Below are 15,725 nucleotides of genomic sequence, written 5' to 3'. Positions count from 1 at the left end.
CATTCAGGCCAATGGCGTTCACAGCAACGTAGGCCATATCGTGCAATACAAGGATGGAAAGCTGACCGTAGTGTCAGACTAGAAGATCTACAAATTGTAGTCAAGCACTATTCGAAGGGGGCATCCCGTTGAGATAGGTGGTCTATCGAAGGGGATACCCCCTTCTGAATGTGAGTATGATTTTCCTGAGCAATCCCAAGTGGTGCAGGATTCCCCCTGCCGGGTTACTGTAATATTTTGATTGACACTGCACGGCTCCTCTGCTATCATGACTCACCTGATCAACAGTGCAGAAGGAATCATATGGATACCAATGCAGCTTCGAAATCCGCCAAAGTGCATTATTATAAAACAACCGCGATGCCTAGGCTCACACGAGGCATTGCCAAGGATTCCACCGAACTGATCGGCAATACCCCTCTGGTCAGATTGAATCATGTCACCGCCGGAGCGAGGGCCGAGGTGGTGGCGAAGCTGGAGTCCTTCAATCCGACCCATAGCATCAAGGACAGGATTGGGGTGGCCATGATCGTCGATGCTGAGGAGAAGGGGTTGATCAAAAGGGATACCGTTATCGTTGAGCCGACCAGCGGGAATACCGGCATTGCTCTGGCCTTTGTCTGCGCTGCCAGAGGATACAAACTGATCCTGACTATGCCGGATACCATGTCTGTGGAACGAAGACAGCTCCTCTCCATTTTTGGGGCTGAACTGGTGCTTACCCCCGGCGTCGAGGGAATGACCGGAGCGGTGAGAAAAGCAGAAGAACTTGTGGCCGCCAATCCGGGCTATTTCATGCCCCAGCAGTTCAAGAATCCGGCCAACCCGGAAATCCATCGCCTCACCACTGCCGAGGAGATATGGCGCGATACTGCAGGCAGAGTGGATATCGTGGTGGCCGGGGTAGGGACGGGAGGGACCATCTCCGGTGTGGCCGAGGTTCTCAAGGCGAAAAAGACGCAGGTCAAAGCCATTGCCGTAGAACCGGCGGGTTCGCCGGTTCTATCCGGGGGAAAGGCCGGACTGCACAAGATTCAGGGCATCGGCGCTGGTTTTGTCCCCGAAGTTTTCAGGCGGGACCTGATTGATGAAATCGTTTCGGTGGGAAACGATGAGGCCGGAGATATGGCCAGGAGACTGGCTAAAGAAGAGGGGATACTGGCCGGCATCTCTTCCGGGGCTGCAACCTGGGCAGCTATAGAAATGGCCAGGAGAGCGGAAAACGAGGGCAAACTGGTTGTAGTGATCCTGCCCGATACCGGAGAGCGCTATTTATCCACGTGGCTCTTCCAGACGGGCGGATAAAGGAGGGCAAAGAAGGTGCTTAAGACCTTGCGTGAGGACATCCGCACCATTCGAGGCAAGGATCCGGCGGCCAGAAGCACAGCCGAAATCCTCTTCTGCTATCCCGGATTGCATGCCCTGTGGGGTCATCGAGTGGCTCATTTTCTCTGGCGGCACCATCTTTATTTTCTTGCCCGATTGCTTTCGCACGGCAGTCGTTTTCTGACCGGCATCGAAATCCACCCCGGAGCCCAGATCGGCAAACGCTTTTTCATTGACCACGGTTCGGGAGTGGTGATTGGGGAGACGGCAGAGATCGGCGATGATGTTTTGATCTATCAGGGAGTCGTTCTGGGTGGCACCAGTCTGGGAAAGAAAAAGAGGCACCCGACTATCGGCAACCGGGTAGTGATTGGCTCTGGTGCGATTGTTCTGGGTTCCATTACGGTGGGCGATGATGCGCGTATCGGGTCGGGCTCAGTGGTGGTTAAACTCGTTCCCCCCGGGGCAACGGTGGTCGGCGTCCCCGGCAAAGTTGTGACGCAGCACCTGGAGGCCGTCCCCGAGTTGGAGCATGGCCGGCTCCCTGACCCGGTTGCCGACGTCATTAGGACGATTTTGAAAGAGCAGAAAGAGCTGCGGGAATGTCTGGAAAGGATGGATGTTCTCGGCCAGACAGAGGCCGGAAGTGGACTGCAAAAGGCCACCGAGGATTGGAAGACCTGGCTGGAGAGCCAGAGCACAGAAAAGGAAAGTTGACGAATCGGGAAGCGGACGGACAGCCAATCGTCGGACCGTCCGAGTTCCACTTGACCCCAATCATAGATTGATGCCATAATAAGCAGCAAATGAAGCCGCTACGCTCGCGTTTTCAAAAGGACGCCGAAAAGGCCGTTCAGGACTATACAGCCTCTATTGCTTATGACCAGCGATTGTATCGTCAGGATATCGCCGGTTCGATTGCCCATGCCAGGGCGCTGGCCAAAGGGGGGATCATAACACCAGCGGAAGCGGAGTCCATCGCCAGAGGGCTTACTTCCATAGCTGAGGAGATCGAACGCGGGCAGTTCAAGTTCGATCCCTCGCTGGAAGATATCCATATGAACATTGAAACCCGCCTTTTCGAGGTGATCGGCGATGTGGCGGGGAAGCTTCATACGGCTCGCTCTCGCAATGATCAGGTCGCCACCGATATGCGCCTTTTCACCAAAGAGGCGATCTCCGAAACCGTGGGACGGATCAAGGGGCTTCAAAGAGTTCTGATCGATTTGGCCGAATCCAACAAAGAAGTGATCATTCCCGGCTATACTCACCTGCAGCGGGCTCAGCCGATCTTGCTGGCGCATCATCTTCTGGCCTATTTCGAGATGTTGCAGCGTGATGTTGAGCGCTTTGGCGACTGCTTGAAACGAGCCGACGTTCTGACCCTGGGCAGCGGAGCGCTGGCCGGTATTCCCTATCCCATCGATCGCGAAATGGTGGCCAAAGAGCTGGGTTTCAGTCGAATCAGTGCCAATAGCCTGGACGCCGTCTCCGACCGCGATTTTGTCATCGAATACCAGGCGGCGGCCAGCCTCACTATGATGCATCTCTCGCGTCTGGCGGAGGAGATGGTCCTGTGGTCTTCGGCGGAATTCGGATTCATTGAGATCGATGACGCCTATGCCACCAGCTCCAGCATAATGCCGCAGAAGAAGAATCCCGATGTGGCCGAACTGGCGCGCGGCAAAACCGGGCGTATCTATGGCAATCTGATGGCCATCCTGACGACGATGAAAGGCCTGCCGTTAGCCTACAACCGGGACTTGCAGGAGGATAAAGAGGGCTTCTTCGATACGGTGGATACCCTGCATGCGACGCTGGAGGTTTTTACCGGAATGGTCAAAACCCTGGCCGTCAATTCAGCACGCACGGCGCAATGTGCTGGTGAAAACTTTTCTCTGGCTACCGATCTGGCCGACTATCTGGTCAAGAAAGGAATGCCTTTCCGCGAGGCGCATGGTGTTGTGGCCAGCCTGGTTCGCCATGCCATTGAGCAGGGCAAGACTCTGGCGGGCCTCTCCCTTGCTGAGTATCAGAGGTTCTCAGAACTTTTTGAGGACGACGTTTACGCGATCAGTGTGCAAGCCTCTATCGCTGCACGCGATATTCATGGGGGCACTGCTTCCAGGCAGGTTTCTCAAGCTCTCAAGAGCGCCAAGGAGATTCTGGATGTCTGAGAAGGTCAAGCTGGCCCCCTCCATCCTCTCGGCAGATTTCGCCTCGCTAGGAGCGGCTGTTGAAGAGGTGACCCAATACGGGGCAGACTATATCCACGTTGATGTGATGGACGGCCACTTCGTGCCGCCGATAACCATTGGCCATGAGACGGTGAAGGCGATCCGCAAGCACACGTCGGTTCCGCTGGATGTCCACCTGATGATCGAGTCCCCTGAAAGACAGGTGGATAATTTTGCTCAGGCTGGTGCGAATATCATCACTGTTCACGTCGAGGCATGCACTCATCTGCATCGTCTCGTGGCGCGGATAAAAGAGCTGGGTGTAAAAGCAGGCGTTTCCCTCAATCCGTCTACCCCGCTGGAGGCAGTCACCGAGATTCTGCCTTTTCTAGACCTGGTTCTGGTGATGACGGTAAACCCGGGATACGGTGGCCAGGCTTTCATTGGAGAGATGTTGGATAAGATCGCCCGGTTGAGAAGCCTGATGGATGAAAGGAAGATCGGCGCGGAACTAGAAGTGGATGGCGGAATCAATGCCGATATCGCTCCCAGGGTTGTTCAAGCCGGAGGAACCGTAATCGTCGCAGGTAGCGCCATTTTCAACGCCAGAGAGCCCGTTGCCCAGACGATGAAAAGGATGAGGAATGCGATTGGTGGCGTTAGCTAAGCACGGACCTTATACTGGCTGCGAAGGCACCGTGTGCAGATGCTGATTTGCTTCTTTTCGCCATCAATCATAAGTGAGGCTTTTTGAATGTTAGGCAGCCATTTCCTTTTGGTGTGGCGATTGGAATGGCTGATGTTATGCCCGAACTGGAGGGTTTTTCCGCAAACTTCACACTTCATGATTGTTCCTTTGACTAAGTGACTACTTTCCTGTAGAATTCACTCAACAAGGATACCATAAATTCAGCAGCTTAGCAAACAGGATATAGGGGTTGCGATGGTGATTAGACAGAAGGACTCTTGGAGTGGAAAGCATCTCCGGGAAATGTTTAGAACCGGCACCAATCTCCTCAACAATAACGCTCCGGCCGTAAATGCGCTCAACGTCTTCCCCGTTCCCGATGGTGACACCGGCACCAATATGCTTCTGACCATGCAATCAGCGATGGCGGAGGCCAATCTGTGCACCGATAATGATGCTTCAGCTGTGGCGCAGGCTATGGCTAAAGGTGCGCTGATGGGTGCCCGGGGAAACAGTGGAGTGATCCTCTCGCAAGTGTTCCGGGGTATCGCGCAGGGCCTGGAGGAAAAGAAGTCCTTCACCGGCATGGATATGGCCAAGGCGCTGGTCAAGGCATCGCGTGCCGCCTATGATGCCATGAGCAAACCTGCCGAAGGCACCATGCTGACTGTTATCCGCGAGGCCTCTGAAGTGGCGCAGGCTACATCATACGCAGGATATTATGATCTGAGGTTGATCATGGAAGCTGCCGTGAAGGAGGCCAAGGAGTCAGTGATCAGATCGCCGGATCTTTTGCCTGTGCTGAAGGAATCGGGGGTGGTGGATGCGGGAGGACAGGGTTTGGCGCTGATTCTCGAAGGGTTGCTGTTCTATCTCCAGGGCAAGGAGATAGAGGCAGAGGATTCTATCCTTGAACGGCAGCCCAGTGCCATCCTCGCTCAGCCACGAGAGGGAAAGCCCACCTATGGTTACTGCACAGAGTTTCTCATCCATGGCGAGGCTATCGATCTGAACCAGATCAGGGAAACGCTGAGTGGAATCGGTGACTCTCTCCTGGTGGTTGGGGACGAGACCACAGCGCGTGTTCACGTGCATACTTTTGACCCCGGAGCTGCCATCAGCTATGGGATCACCGTGGGAACGCTCAAACAGATCAAGATCAACAATATGGAAGACCAGCACCGGGAGTTCGTCGCTGCCCAGAGCGGAAAGACCCGCCAGTATCTGGGGAAAGTCTCTGCTGTGCCGGTCGTCTCCGGCGATGGTCTGGTCCAGGTATTCGGCAGTCTGGGTGCAACGCAGGTTATCGCCGGTGGCGAGACCATGAACCCCAGCGTTCAGGAGATGGTTCGTGCAGTCGAATCCGTGCCTACAGATGAAGTGATCATCCTCCCCAATAATCCGGATATCCTGGCTGCTGCTAGACAGGTAGGCAGTTTGACGAAAAAGAAGATTGTGGTGATTCCCAGCAGGACAATCCCTCAGGGAATCGCGGCTTTGATGGCGTTTAATCCTGAAACCGATCTTGAGGGCAACACAAAATCGATGACAGAAAGCCTTTCCACTGTTCGTACCGGGTATATCGCTACTGCGGTTCGATCGATGCGATACAGGGACATGACCGTGAAGAAAGATCAGGTGATCGGGTTTGTGGATGAAGAACTAACCGTGGCGGAATATGCTCTAGAGGATATTCTTCAGAAGCTCCTTCAGAAGATGCGTGTTCAAGATGGCGAGATCATGACAGTCTATTATGGGGAAAGTGTTGGCTGGGCCGACACGGAGAAACTGTTCGACCCTATTCGGTCCCAATACCCCAACCTCGAAGTCGAGGTTGTCTTCGGAGGCCAGCCTCATTATGCCTATATCATTTCAGTGGAGTAGGGAGGTATCCCATAGCAGTCCGGATTGTAACTGATAGCACTTCCGATCTCCCCACTGAATTGGCACGGGCGTTGGAAATAACGGTTGTTCCGCTTACGGTAAGCCTCAAAAAAGAGAGCTATCTTGACGGAATAGATCTGACGGCCGATCAATTCTACGACAAACTCAGGCAAAGCGATGTTCTGCCCACTACCTCTCAACCCTCTCCTGCTGACTTCATAGGCGTCTACCAGGATCTTCAGGCCAAAGGCGAGGGAATCGTTTCCATCCATATTTCTCAAAAGCTCAGCGGCACCTATAATTCGGCGCTCCTGGGGCGGACTGCTGTTCAGAAGACGAGCCGGATCGAAGTGATCGATTCGCTTTCCTGTTCGATGGGTTTGGGGCTTGTGGTCATCCAGGCGGCGAGATTGGCGAAATCAGGGGCCAGTATCGATCAAGTGGTCGAGGCCACAAACAAGGCAATTGACCGGGCGCATTTTTTCGGAACGGTTGATACGTTGGAGTATATGCACAAAGGCGGACGAATCGGCAAGGCGCAGGCCCTTCTGGGAACCCTGCTCAGTATCAAGCCGATTCTGTGTGTCCGCGATGGAGAGGCGCATCCATATGGAAAGGAGCGCACCCGGAAAAAGGCCATCAACCGGGTTTTTGAAATCGTGCAGGGATATAAAGCAATCAGAGATATCACCGTCCTTCACAGTACTGCCCCGGATGAAGCGGCTGCATTAACTGAAAGGCTTGTTCCTGTTGTGGGCAGGGACAAGATCATCCAGAGCCGGATCGGCCCGGTGATCGGAAGCTATCTGGGTCCCGGAACGATAGCCGTAGGTATTTTGGAAGGGGCTGATTGATCCTTAGGAGAAAGACTGGTGCTTGGCGGCAGGGAATTGGCAAAAGTGGTGGACATTCTGGGGTTGGCAGGGTATAATCTGAATCCGTGGGGCTGTAGCTCAATTGGGAGAGCGTTTGACTGGCAGTCAAAAGGTCGGGGGTTCAAGTCCCCCCAGCTCCACCAGATTCCCGCCAGGCACGCATATTTTACCACAAACCACTGTACACTCGCAATAGTGAATCAGTACCGGGCCCATTGCTACCGAGGTTCCCACGCCCTCCAACGCTCCTCCCTGGCTTATTCCCTGGCTGATTCCCGGGCTGGCTTATTCCCTGGCTGATTCCCGGGCTGGCTTATTCCCTGGCTGATTCCCGGGCTGGCTTACGCTCTCTTTCGGCTGCCTTAACCGTTCCTCCATCCCCTCTTCACTTCAAATCAACACACCTAACGCTTTAGTATTCTCATATATATATAGAGATATTCTATATATATTCTCATTGGTAATAGGACAAGTGAAGATATGATCATGTAAGTATTCTCTCTCTTGTTCTCTCTTTTGCTTCTTTTCTCTCTTATTCTCTCTCTTGCCACCCTCTAAACATAGCTCCCAGGCCAGCGTAACGCCCTGTTTTTGTCCACCACTCACCGCACCAGACCCTTTTCCTCAGGCCTTTTCAGAAAACAGCCCTCTTGGCCTTCTCAGAGCCTCCCAGCTTCAAAAGTCTTCTGCAACACCCTCATCACCCTAAAAACGAGCCTCCAGGATGACCAACAGACCGACTTTCACACCTCGGATAACCTTCAGCACCTCTTGATTCACCTTCAAACCACACCACCCGGAGAACCTCACTTTCTCTTTTGTTGACGGGGGAAGCCACACCCGCCGCCCGTGGCTTTCCCCCTGTCAAGGACAGATCATTCACACTCACACTCACACCCCCTCACTCATCTCGACTCACGCTCGATTCAAACACCTCATCAACAAACTGAGGAGAACGTTGAGGTTTTTTCCGACTGATATTTTAGCGACCTGTTTAGCATAGCTGTCAAGGGCGCTTGCGAGGGTTCCCTTGACAGCATGCCACAGGCCGCTTTTCCTCTTGGGTGAGGAAAAAACCTCAAAAAATTCGGCAGCGAGAAAGAAGGAGGAAAAGCTCATGTCAGAGAAAGCACTCACTGTATTTACACTTCACTTCAAACACCCTTACAAAGGCACCAGGCAGCATTACACCGCTCTCACCAGGCTCCCCATCGACAAACGGATGGAGCTCTACCAGCAGGGAATCGGTTCACAGATCGTTTCTAAGGCTCTTGCCGAAGGAAACACCGCTACCCTCGTTATCACTCACTCTTTCCCGAACACCAGGGAAGGAACCAAAGCCGCTTTTAACGAACTCAAACACCTTCACTCCATCAACATGAGGAAACACTGCCCTCTCTGTACGCCGGCTGCTTATCCCTCATACCCTATCGCACCCAGATAAGCTCCTCTCCTCCACACTTCGGGAGGGGTAGCTGACCCGAACCAGCTACCTCTCCCAAAAACTCTTGCTCCAGATCCTGAGGGACAAAAAAAAGAGGGGCAGCACCCCTCAATGCTACCCCTCTACCAGGAACATCAGTCCGTAAGGACTCGGACTATTTACTCGAAGCTAAAAGCCCGCCGATTCCCGCATTCAGTCCAGTCCAGACACACGCACCCAACACCACTAACGCTTGACCTGACGAAACACCAGAAAACCAGCTGCCACTATACCACCAAGCGGCAGCATCCACTCCCCCATCGAAGAAGCCATCTTGGTCAGCTCACTCGCATCTGCATCTGCCTGAACCACGGCATTCGTGTCAACAAGACTTGGAATCAGATTCATTATGATCACCACCGCAATAAACGCCAGTAACACCGAACCTATAATCCCACCATCTTTCATAACCAACAACCTCCAAATTTATTTCCCACTCACCACCGAGCCAACCGCTTGTGCAGCTGCTCCTCATATACCTGACGAGCATCCACAAGAAGACCTCGCTCCTTCGCCGCCCTCAGAATCCTACCGGTCGCACGGTACGCATTCCGACTTACCTTCTGTGTGCTCGTTCGCGCCTTGAACCGTCTACGTGAACCCACACAGACACCTCCTTAAACTTACTCAGAGCCACGCTGTCCCCTCAAACAGCGACCGACCCAGGCAGAACACTTAAACCCGACGCCGGAGCATCCGACGCATCAACTGCACAGACTTCACACCACTCCCACTCTCACCGTTCTGAACCATCAAAGCTACCAGACCTGACCGGATAAGCTCTAAATCCTCTGTGCTTAACCCCGGACGAATCACCACACCCTCAGGAGCATGCGGCAGCAACTCCTCAACCCGACACACAAATTCCCGCTTACCCTCGCTTTCCTCATCGACGGACACCACCGCTCCATCCACCACACCCAAACCAGGTAAACCCTCAAGCTCTTTTACCTTCACACCACACAGACGCAAAGGCGAAACCCGCTGTTGAACCACACTATCTGCATCATGAATGTACATTTCCGAAGTCTTCACACTATCATGTTGAAGAAGTGCTCTTACCGCCAAAACCGACCCCGTTTCCCTCGCCACAATAGATGCCGCTGTATGCCTCAACGTATGAGGACCGAGCTTCTCACCCTTCAAACCTGCTCGTTCCATTATCCGCTTCACCTGACTTGACAACCCATCAGACCGACTCGGCTGAATAGGCTTAACATACCGATCACAAGACCCGCAAACCTTTTTCGGGAAGACCACACCTTTACACGAAATACGCCTCATCATACTCACCAAACGCTCATCACACCGATACCGACGCTCACCGGTCTTACCCACAACAACAAAATAGTCCTTGCCTAAATCCGAAGTTCGAAGCCGGGCCACTTCACCAATACGCGCCGACGAATCCAGCAAAACCAAAATTAGCACCTTCTCACGCTCATCCCTACACGCCCCTATAACTGCCGCTAACTCAACCTCATCAAAATACCGCCTTCGCTTATGCAAAACCCTTGGTCTCTCAACATTCTCCATAACATCAGCCCACCCGTATGTCCTCGAACAATAACCACTTACCGCCCGTAAACACTTAAACAACTGAAGCACAGAACGATCACCAAGAGCATCGCGGCTCACCCCCAAAAACTCATTCACGTCACCTGCATTTCGTGGCCACAAAGCACCCCGCTCCGCCAGCTTCCCGAACATCCACTCGTACTGTACCCGTGTACTTCTCGCAAGCTTACCACCCTTACCCCTCAAAAACTTGTCCTCCACATCCTTAACCGTCAGCCCATCCGGAAAGCCCATTCCTTCATTCACCAGCCCTCTCAGAAGCTCCCTCAACTCGGTCGGTGTCATTTGACCCCCTCGCAAGAGAGATATGTACATACCCCTCGTTACTCTGGCAGTCAAAAGGTCGGGGGTTCGAGTCCCCCCAGCTCCACCAAATGTAACGATAGGCAGAACCTCAGTATTCTCCTCCTGCTTGCTCCCGGCAGCCAGCGGCAGTTCAAGCTGCGGAAGTTGGGTCAGTGCTCAACTGATATCGGAAATATCCTTCTCTCTGATCGCCAAAGGTTCCGGCTTCCACATAGTCAAACAAAGGCCTCTGTGATCCCTTCAATCCCTGTAGTAGATATTTCGAAGGTGTTGTCCGCCTTGTCTTTTCGACAGGATAGTCAATCCATCTTTGCGCCCACCTGAACCTTTACAGGCGGCCCGGCTTTCAATTTGGGTTCGGCTTTGTTGATTCGTTCGTCAGCTCCTTTAATGCGAGACTGTGACTGGCCTAGTCAAGGCGGGGACTAAACCGCTTGACGGGGACCCGCTTTTTTAAGGTTTACGATCATATCGATCACTATCAGGATGAGACAAAAAGGGCTTTTGGTCACTTTCGGAAAGTAGCTACATTTACATAAATGGATGCCAAACAGGGATTCCATGTGAGAACAGAACCAGCGACCGAATCCGAGGGGGCCAGCGAGGACGTTTCTCCAAAGAAGAAGCGGCATGGAGATCAAGGACGAAGCATCGCTTTCAAGAATGATCTCCGAGGATATGGGAAGGATTTGATCAATGGGGGATGATTGAAAGATGACGCGCTGTTATAATGACAATATAGAGAGTTTGATCTGTTGATGGCAGGTTGGTGCCTAGTCCCAAAGCTGGATATGCCGAACATTGACCCCGGAATAGAGCAGGGTAGAGGCCATCACATGTGGCCAGACCACCCTTGCGGCTAAATTCAACGAACCAACATCGGAAAGGAGGTCATTTAATGGGCGACAAGAAGAGCAAGAAGGACAAGGCTAAAGGGAATCGCCAGAAGGATGCAAAACAAGTGGAAGCCACAAAGCAGCGGCAACTGAAGCAGCAGGCTGCAACCCCCAAGCCTGTGGGCAATAAGTGAGTTCAGTATTTCTCAGCCCTGAGTCGGCGTACCGGAGTTTGAGGAGGGTGGCTCCAAAGTAGAAGAATACCGGATCGATATTTCTGGAAACCATACCACCCGGAATCATGGAGAGCCAGTGATTGCCAGAACATCTTAACTAATGAGGAGGACACCATTAAGGCAAAAATATATGTCGGAAATTTGAGCTACGAGACCACTCGGAGTGACCTGGAGGCCCTCTTTGCTGAAGCGGGTCAGATCGTCGAGGTATTCCTGCCGACCGACCGTGATACCGGTCGTATCAGGGGCTTCGCCTTTGTGGAGTACACCGAGGGGAATGCTGTTTCCAAGGCTGTTGAGAAGTTTAACGGCCACGAGTTCAAAGGCAGGACCCTTCGTGTCACGCAGGCGGAGGAGCAGCCGAAACGCTCGCCGAATTTCTCCAGTTCGACGCCAGACTCGGGTTATCAGGGGCCGAAGAGATCAAAGTCGAAGGGCAGTCGCCGCAACATCCGCGCGGCGAAACGAGGGCACTGAGGCGCTGTTTTTCCAGAAAGTCCGGAGGTGGAAAGACTATCCTGATGATGGAAGTGCCCGGCAGGAATTAGACGCATTCATCAATGACCTTAGGCCTCTGGAGAAAAGGGGGCCTACCGGAGAAGAGTGTATTGGCGAGACCATCTGGTCGATGGGCTATGTATAGAGAAGCCATCCGTCAGGGAGGGGAGAGAAGTGGTCGGCGATCTCAGAGACTGGGTTATTGACCGTTTCTTTCAGGACGAGGATCTGTCCGGCCAGGGTGGCGCGAGAATGCATTTGGCAGATTTGGCCATCCATCAACAGGAAGGCTCTGATTTGGATATCCGGGACATTTCCAAGGACGCACCTGATTTCAAGCCGCCAGCAGTAAAGACTATCAAAAGAAGGGAGGGAAGCCGGGTTGAATTGTAGCAAGAGGTCTCTACGCCTGTTTGGGCTTTAAACAAGGGTGGCCGATTTGGCCGTCACGGCGGCCGGTTTGCTGAGGGATAGTGGATGTTTTACTCTGAAGAAGCAGTCCGGCCACAATCTTGCTCTGGCTACCTCTTTGAATTAGATGCGCATCCCTATGTAACTGATGGCATAACTCCGAAATTTACACGTCGCCCGAGTTTATGTCCGAAAACCCTTGTTTCTCAAATGTACTGCCCGAAGCTAAACCATTCTCAAGAGGGAGTGTTTGTTGCGTTTTGGAGTCCACGATGACGAAAGTAACATCTGCGTCATCAACGATAGACTCCGCACCTTGCAGTATTATCTCCTGATGAATTACACTCCTTTTAGCCCCAAGATCGGATATATCGGTTCGTACTTCTAAGATGTCACCAAAAGTGGCCGGACGTCTATGGTTGATGTTTATATTGACTACAACAATAGCAATCCCCTGAGGCCATTCATCGGAACTACGATTTTGTTCGAAGAAAACCCATCGTCCTTCTTCAAGGAGTTCTAAATAGCGAGCATTATTGACATGATGGAACATATCGTCCGAATTGAGCCGCCGCCAGAGTTTATGCCGGTCAACCCATTTCAGGATTGCCACTTGGATGCCAACCGAGGCTAAAAGTCGATTTGCAAAGATCGCTCTCAGACTTCTCCATCTTGTTCCTCACCAGTTCCCATCTGCTTCTTGCGCCGCCTCAGCAGTTCCTCAATAGCCGAATTTCCCCAATAGCTAGAATCAAGAGTGCTCTCTGAATTTGAAGCTTCCTCAATCGGGGGCACCACATTGTGAAGATTGCGTGGTGGATTCGTAACAGATTCCTCTCTGGGCTGATTGAGAGCTTCCTTGGATTCCGGCGGCAACTCATCGCCAGTGGCATCCAGAACATCCAATGCTCTGGTGATCACTTCGGTGATGCTTTCACCCGAAGTCGCAGATATGACCCTTATTCGATCATAAGTCTCCCTGCCAATCCTGATCTGTGTGAACTTCTCAGACGATGGCTCGAATTCCTGAGACAGGGCAACCTTGATAGTGAGAGTATCCCCGCTCACCGAAATCTCTACATTCTTCACGAGTAACCTCCATGCGGATTGATGTCTGCTCCCGTTATCACATTCTACAGCGTTATGGATGGCAAAAACCAGAAAGCGACCACTGCTACGCCGTCGTTGCGTGGTTGTCAAGAAACAAAACTTCTATGCCAGACAACTGGCAGCATGAATGGTTTAGTGTCCACTATTACCATCCGACCTCAGTATCTAGGAGCATGTTGGACGAGACTTCTATTTGCAATGCTGCTTTCATTCTTGGTAAAATCAATCGGTTCGAGGAGTAACCCAGTGATGCTAAACGAACCCGTGCTGATTCTCAATCAGAACTACGAGCCATTGAATGTCTGTCAGGTCAGGCGGGCGATTGGGATGGTGCTCAATGGCAGGGCCGAAGTTACTGAAAACAACTCGAGCGTAGTTCGGAGCGCCTCATTCTCGATGATATCGCCCTCGGTGGTCCGACTGTCTCATAATGTCCGGCGGCCACGTCCCAAAGCGCGACTGACACGAGGTGGAATTTTTCTGCGCGATCACTTCACCTGTCAATATTGTGGCAAGCAGACTCGTGAGCTAACGCTGGATCATGTGGTCCCGCGTTATGTAGGCGGCGAGCACACGTGGGAGAATGTCGTCAGCGCTTGTAAGAGCTGTAATCAGCGCAAGGCGGGACGCACGCCGAGGCAAGCTAACATGAGACTCCTGCAAAAGCCTTTTCAACCTCCTGTCAGCAATCACAATATTGTTTACCCCTGTCATGCCCCTCCGGAGTGGCACAAATATCTGGGTTTCAGTATGCAGGCCCTGCCGGAGGCGGAGGATACGGACAAGTCGCCCTCTCCCCTTCCCTCAGAAAGCGAGATCGGTTTGTCTTGAAGTGCTGATTTTGATGAATTCAGTTCTTAGAATAGGCTGAGCCGGACAGCCGTTGACCTTAGAGAGAAAATCCAGTGTTTGCCTACCCAGGCGCGCCAAAACCGTTTTCAAGGTCAAGGGCCGTACCAACTCGGATCATTCGTTAGCTGCTCGTCGGGAATTTGCTGATTGAGGATCCGAAGGCAGTTTAGGCGTTGGGTTGCTATAGTACGAATGTTACCTTGACAACCCTCAATGCGGTTGTTAGATTCAATGGTGGAATGGATTGCTAAGGAAGGAGTCACTATGCTACGAAAGACGCCTGCTCTGCTCATCTTGATACTGCTTGTCTCGTTGTTCGCAAGCTTCGGCTGCGGTGGCGATGACGAAAATGAAAAATCGTCAAACGAAACATCAGCACAGGCAATTTCTCCTCTGAAATTGATTCCCCAGAAAGCCAATATGCTGGTTTATATCGACATGGCACAGCTATTGGAAGATCAGGACCTCTCTATGTTCTATAACTCGCTGCCCAAAGAGGAACTCGAAATCCCTCAAACCTATGATGATCTCTCGGAGATGGTTGGGGGGAATTCCGCACAAGGAGTGCTGTTTGCTGATATCTCAAGCATGGCGCAGGCTGTAGGTTCGTCGGAAGAAGGGATTGGCGACGAGGGCTACTTGGGACTGGTGGTTAAAGGGATCAAGGATAAAGAGGGTTTAATGGCGCTCATCGAATCAGCGGCGGATGAGCCGCTCAGCACCATCACCTACAAGGATTTCCAGATTTACACTGATCCGTCTCAGGAAATGGGATTCTCTTTCGTGGGCGATGATGGATTGGTTTTTGGTTCAATGCTGGCAGTCAAGGACGTTTTGGACATTCAAAAAGGCGAACAGCCAGCCATCACAGGCCCGTTGCTGAAAGCATATAATGACCTTGGCAAGGCTCTGGTGAAACTGGTGATGGCGGTGCCCCCGGGAGCTATGGGGGATGGCCTGCAGGACCTAGAATCGGAGGCGCCGATAGATCTAGCCATGTTTGCCGATCTTGAGACTGTCTCGCTGACAGTGGACAAGGACGACGAGGAGCTTCCCATAGAGTTGCGTCTTTGCTTTGCAGATACCGAATCTGCGGAGAACATCAAGGGCTTCTTAAGTATTGTTTTGCAGCAATTCCTGGGCAGCGGTTCCATCGAGATTCCGGAGGATGCCCAGGCGCTGGTTGCAGCTTTCAAAGATATGGATGTGAGTCGGGATGGCGCTTGTGTTGAGATCAGCATTGATTTGCCGATATCGGTGATCATCGATTTGGCTCAGGGTTTCGATCTGTCTGAATCGATACCGATCTTCCAGTAATCGGAGAATTATCCGTTTGATTTGAGGGGGGCAGTGGGCAGCCACGGCCCTCCTTTTTTGTCGTTTTTTCGGGCAATTGTGATGCGACCCGGGTAGCAACCGGACTTGACAACCGGCTTCGCTACAGATTAGGATGCACAGTACGATG

General features: G+C 52.4%; 17 protein-coding genes and 1 tRNA gene. 13 read left to right on the top strand and 5 right to left on the bottom strand.

Annotated features, from left to right (window positions below):
- The first annotated feature begins 360 nt into the window (after nucleotides 1–360).
- The 4 genes from cysK to rpe all read left to right on the top strand — a co-directional run bounded on the left by cysK (nucleotide 361) and on the right by rpe (nucleotide 4,170).
- Entirely contained in the window at nucleotides 361–1,305 is a 945-nt protein-coding gene (gene cysK, locus PHV74_04920; protein ID MDD5093709.1) for a cysteine synthase A, read from the top strand.
- A gap of 27 nt (nucleotides 1,306–1,332) precedes the next feature.
- On the top strand, nucleotides 1,333–2,043 hold the full coding sequence (cysE, locus tag PHV74_04915; GenBank protein ID MDD5093708.1) for a serine O-acetyltransferase: 711 nt from the start codon (nucleotides 1,333–1,335) through the stop codon (nucleotides 2,041–2,043).
- A gap of 89 nt (nucleotides 2,044–2,132) precedes the next feature.
- The gene (gene argH / locus PHV74_04910; GenBank protein ID MDD5093707.1) at nucleotides 2,133–3,503 is read left to right on the top strand and encodes an argininosuccinate lyase; all 1,371 of its coding nucleotides are present in this window, start codon (nucleotides 2,133–2,135) and stop codon (nucleotides 3,501–3,503) included.
- The gene (gene rpe / locus PHV74_04905) at nucleotides 3,496–4,170 is read left to right on the top strand and encodes a ribulose-phosphate 3-epimerase (GenBank protein MDD5093706.1); all 675 of its coding nucleotides are present in this window, start codon (nucleotides 3,496–3,498) and stop codon (nucleotides 4,168–4,170) included. Before argH ends, rpe begins: the two co-directional genes overlap by 8 nt.
- Here the strand turns inward: rpe and rpmB are convergent.
- A complete protein-coding gene (gene rpmB, locus PHV74_04900; GenBank protein ID MDD5093705.1) occupies nucleotides 4,167–4,349 on the bottom strand; it encodes a 50S ribosomal protein L28 in 183 nt (60 codons plus the stop codon). The two genes, rpe and rpmB, sit on opposite strands and share 4 nt — an antisense overlap.
- Before the next feature lie 97 nt (nucleotides 4,350–4,446).
- Between rpmB and PHV74_04895 the strand changes: the two genes are divergently transcribed.
- From PHV74_04895 to PHV74_04880, 4 genes are all read left to right on the top strand, one after another.
- The gene (locus PHV74_04895) at nucleotides 4,447–6,075 is read left to right on the top strand and encodes a DAK2 domain-containing protein (GenBank protein ID MDD5093704.1); all 1,629 of its coding nucleotides are present in this window, start codon (nucleotides 4,447–4,449) and stop codon (nucleotides 6,073–6,075) included.
- Between the two features lie 23 nt (nucleotides 6,076–6,098).
- Nucleotides 6,099–6,929, top strand: a complete 831-nt coding sequence (locus PHV74_04890) for a DegV family protein (GenBank protein ID MDD5093703.1) — start codon at nucleotides 6,099–6,101, stop codon at nucleotides 6,927–6,929.
- A gap of 88 nt (nucleotides 6,930–7,017) precedes the next feature.
- Nucleotides 7,018–7,093 (top strand) — tRNA-Ala (locus PHV74_04885).
- Between the two features lie 974 nt (nucleotides 7,094–8,067).
- Nucleotides 8,068–8,394 carry a hypothetical protein gene (locus PHV74_04880; protein ID MDD5093702.1) on the top strand — a complete coding sequence of 109 codons (327 nt, stop codon included), beginning with the start codon at nucleotides 8,068–8,070 and terminating at the stop codon, nucleotides 8,392–8,394.
- Between the two features lie 225 nt (nucleotides 8,395–8,619).
- On the opposite strand, the gene PHV74_04875 is transcribed toward PHV74_04880, so the two are convergent.
- Nucleotides 8,620–8,841, bottom strand: a complete 222-nt coding sequence (locus PHV74_04875; GenBank protein ID MDD5093701.1) for a hypothetical protein — start codon at nucleotides 8,839–8,841, stop codon at nucleotides 8,620–8,622.
- 267 nt (nucleotides 8,842–9,108) lie between these two features.
- Nucleotides 9,109–10,296, bottom strand: a complete 1,188-nt coding sequence (locus PHV74_04870; protein ID MDD5093700.1) for a site-specific integrase — start codon at nucleotides 10,294–10,296, stop codon at nucleotides 9,109–9,111.
- Nucleotides 10,297–11,215: 919 nt separating this feature from the next.
- Between PHV74_04870 and PHV74_04865 the strand changes: the two genes are divergently transcribed.
- From PHV74_04865 to PHV74_04855, 3 genes are all read left to right on the top strand, one after another.
- Nucleotides 11,216–11,347: a hypothetical protein gene (locus PHV74_04865; GenBank protein ID MDD5093699.1), complete on the top strand. Its 132-nt coding sequence runs from the start codon at nucleotides 11,216–11,218 to the stop codon at nucleotides 11,345–11,347.
- A 156-nt stretch (nucleotides 11,348–11,503) separates the two neighbouring features.
- Nucleotides 11,504–11,866 carry an RNA-binding protein gene (locus PHV74_04860; protein ID MDD5093698.1) on the top strand — a complete coding sequence of 121 codons (363 nt, stop codon included), beginning with the start codon at nucleotides 11,504–11,506 and terminating at the stop codon, nucleotides 11,864–11,866.
- A gap of 126 nt (nucleotides 11,867–11,992) precedes the next feature.
- The gene (locus PHV74_04855; protein MDD5093697.1) at nucleotides 11,993–12,280 is read left to right on the top strand and encodes a hypothetical protein; all 288 of its coding nucleotides are present in this window, start codon (nucleotides 11,993–11,995) and stop codon (nucleotides 12,278–12,280) included.
- 184 nt (nucleotides 12,281–12,464) lie between these two features.
- Here the strand turns inward: PHV74_04855 and PHV74_04850 are convergent, their stop codons facing one another.
- Nucleotides 12,465–12,911, bottom strand: coding sequence for a thioesterase family protein (locus PHV74_04850; protein ID MDD5093696.1), 447 nt, complete (start codon nucleotides 12,909–12,911; stop codon nucleotides 12,465–12,467).
- A gap of 44 nt (nucleotides 12,912–12,955) precedes the next feature.
- Nucleotides 12,956–13,387, bottom strand: coding sequence for a hypothetical protein (locus PHV74_04845; GenBank protein ID MDD5093695.1), 432 nt, complete (start codon nucleotides 13,385–13,387; stop codon nucleotides 12,956–12,958).
- A 270-nt stretch (nucleotides 13,388–13,657) separates the two neighbouring features.
- Here PHV74_04845 and PHV74_04840 point away from each other — a divergent pair, with 270 nt between their 5' ends.
- Nucleotides 13,658–14,239, top strand: coding sequence for an HNH endonuclease (locus PHV74_04840; GenBank protein MDD5093694.1), 582 nt, complete (start codon nucleotides 13,658–13,660; stop codon nucleotides 14,237–14,239).
- A 252-nt stretch (nucleotides 14,240–14,491) separates the two neighbouring features.
- Nucleotides 14,492–15,577 carry a hypothetical protein gene (locus tag PHV74_04835; protein MDD5093693.1) on the top strand — a complete coding sequence of 362 codons (1,086 nt, stop codon included), beginning with the start codon at nucleotides 14,492–14,494 and terminating at the stop codon, nucleotides 15,575–15,577.
- Nucleotides 15,578–15,725 lie beyond the last annotated feature (148 nt).

It is taken from the genome of Dehalococcoidia bacterium (assembly GCA_028711995.1).
Taxonomy (GTDB): Bacteria; Chloroflexota; Dehalococcoidia; order SZUA-161; family SpSt-899; genus JAQTRE01.
The sequence above is the reverse complement of the archived record's forward strand: the minus strand, read 5'-3'. Positions and strand labels throughout refer to the sequence as shown.

Coding starts and splice junctions, on each gene's coding strand:
- PHV74_04865 (MDD5093699.1), top strand. CDS start 11,216: ATGGGCGACAAGAAGAGCAAGAAGGACAAGGCTAAAGGGAATCGCCAG.
- PHV74_04835 (MDD5093693.1), top strand. CDS start 14,492: ATGGTGGAATGGATTGCTAAGGAAGGAGTCACTATGCTACGAAAGACG.
- rpmB (MDD5093705.1), bottom strand. CDS start 4,349: ATGAAGTGTGAAGTTTGCGGAAAAACCCTCCAGTTCGGGCATAACATC.
- PHV74_04895 (MDD5093704.1), top strand. CDS start 4,447: ATGGTGATTAGACAGAAGGACTCTTGGAGTGGAAAGCATCTCCGGGAA.
- PHV74_04840 (MDD5093694.1), top strand. CDS start 13,658: ATGCTAAACGAACCCGTGCTGATTCTCAATCAGAACTACGAGCCATTG.
- PHV74_04875 (MDD5093701.1), bottom strand. CDS start 8,841: ATGAAAGATGGTGGGATTATAGGTTCGGTGTTACTGGCGTTTATTGCG.
- PHV74_04870 (MDD5093700.1), bottom strand. CDS start 10,296: ATGACACCGACCGAGTTGAGGGAGCTTCTGAGAGGGCTGGTGAATGAA.
- PHV74_04880 (MDD5093702.1), top strand. CDS start 8,068: ATGTCAGAGAAAGCACTCACTGTATTTACACTTCACTTCAAACACCCT.
- argH (MDD5093707.1), top strand. CDS start 2,133: ATGAAGCCGCTACGCTCGCGTTTTCAAAAGGACGCCGAAAAGGCCGTT.
- rpe (MDD5093706.1), top strand. CDS start 3,496: ATGTCTGAGAAGGTCAAGCTGGCCCCCTCCATCCTCTCGGCAGATTTC.
- cysK (MDD5093709.1), top strand. CDS start 361: ATGCCTAGGCTCACACGAGGCATTGCCAAGGATTCCACCGAACTGATC.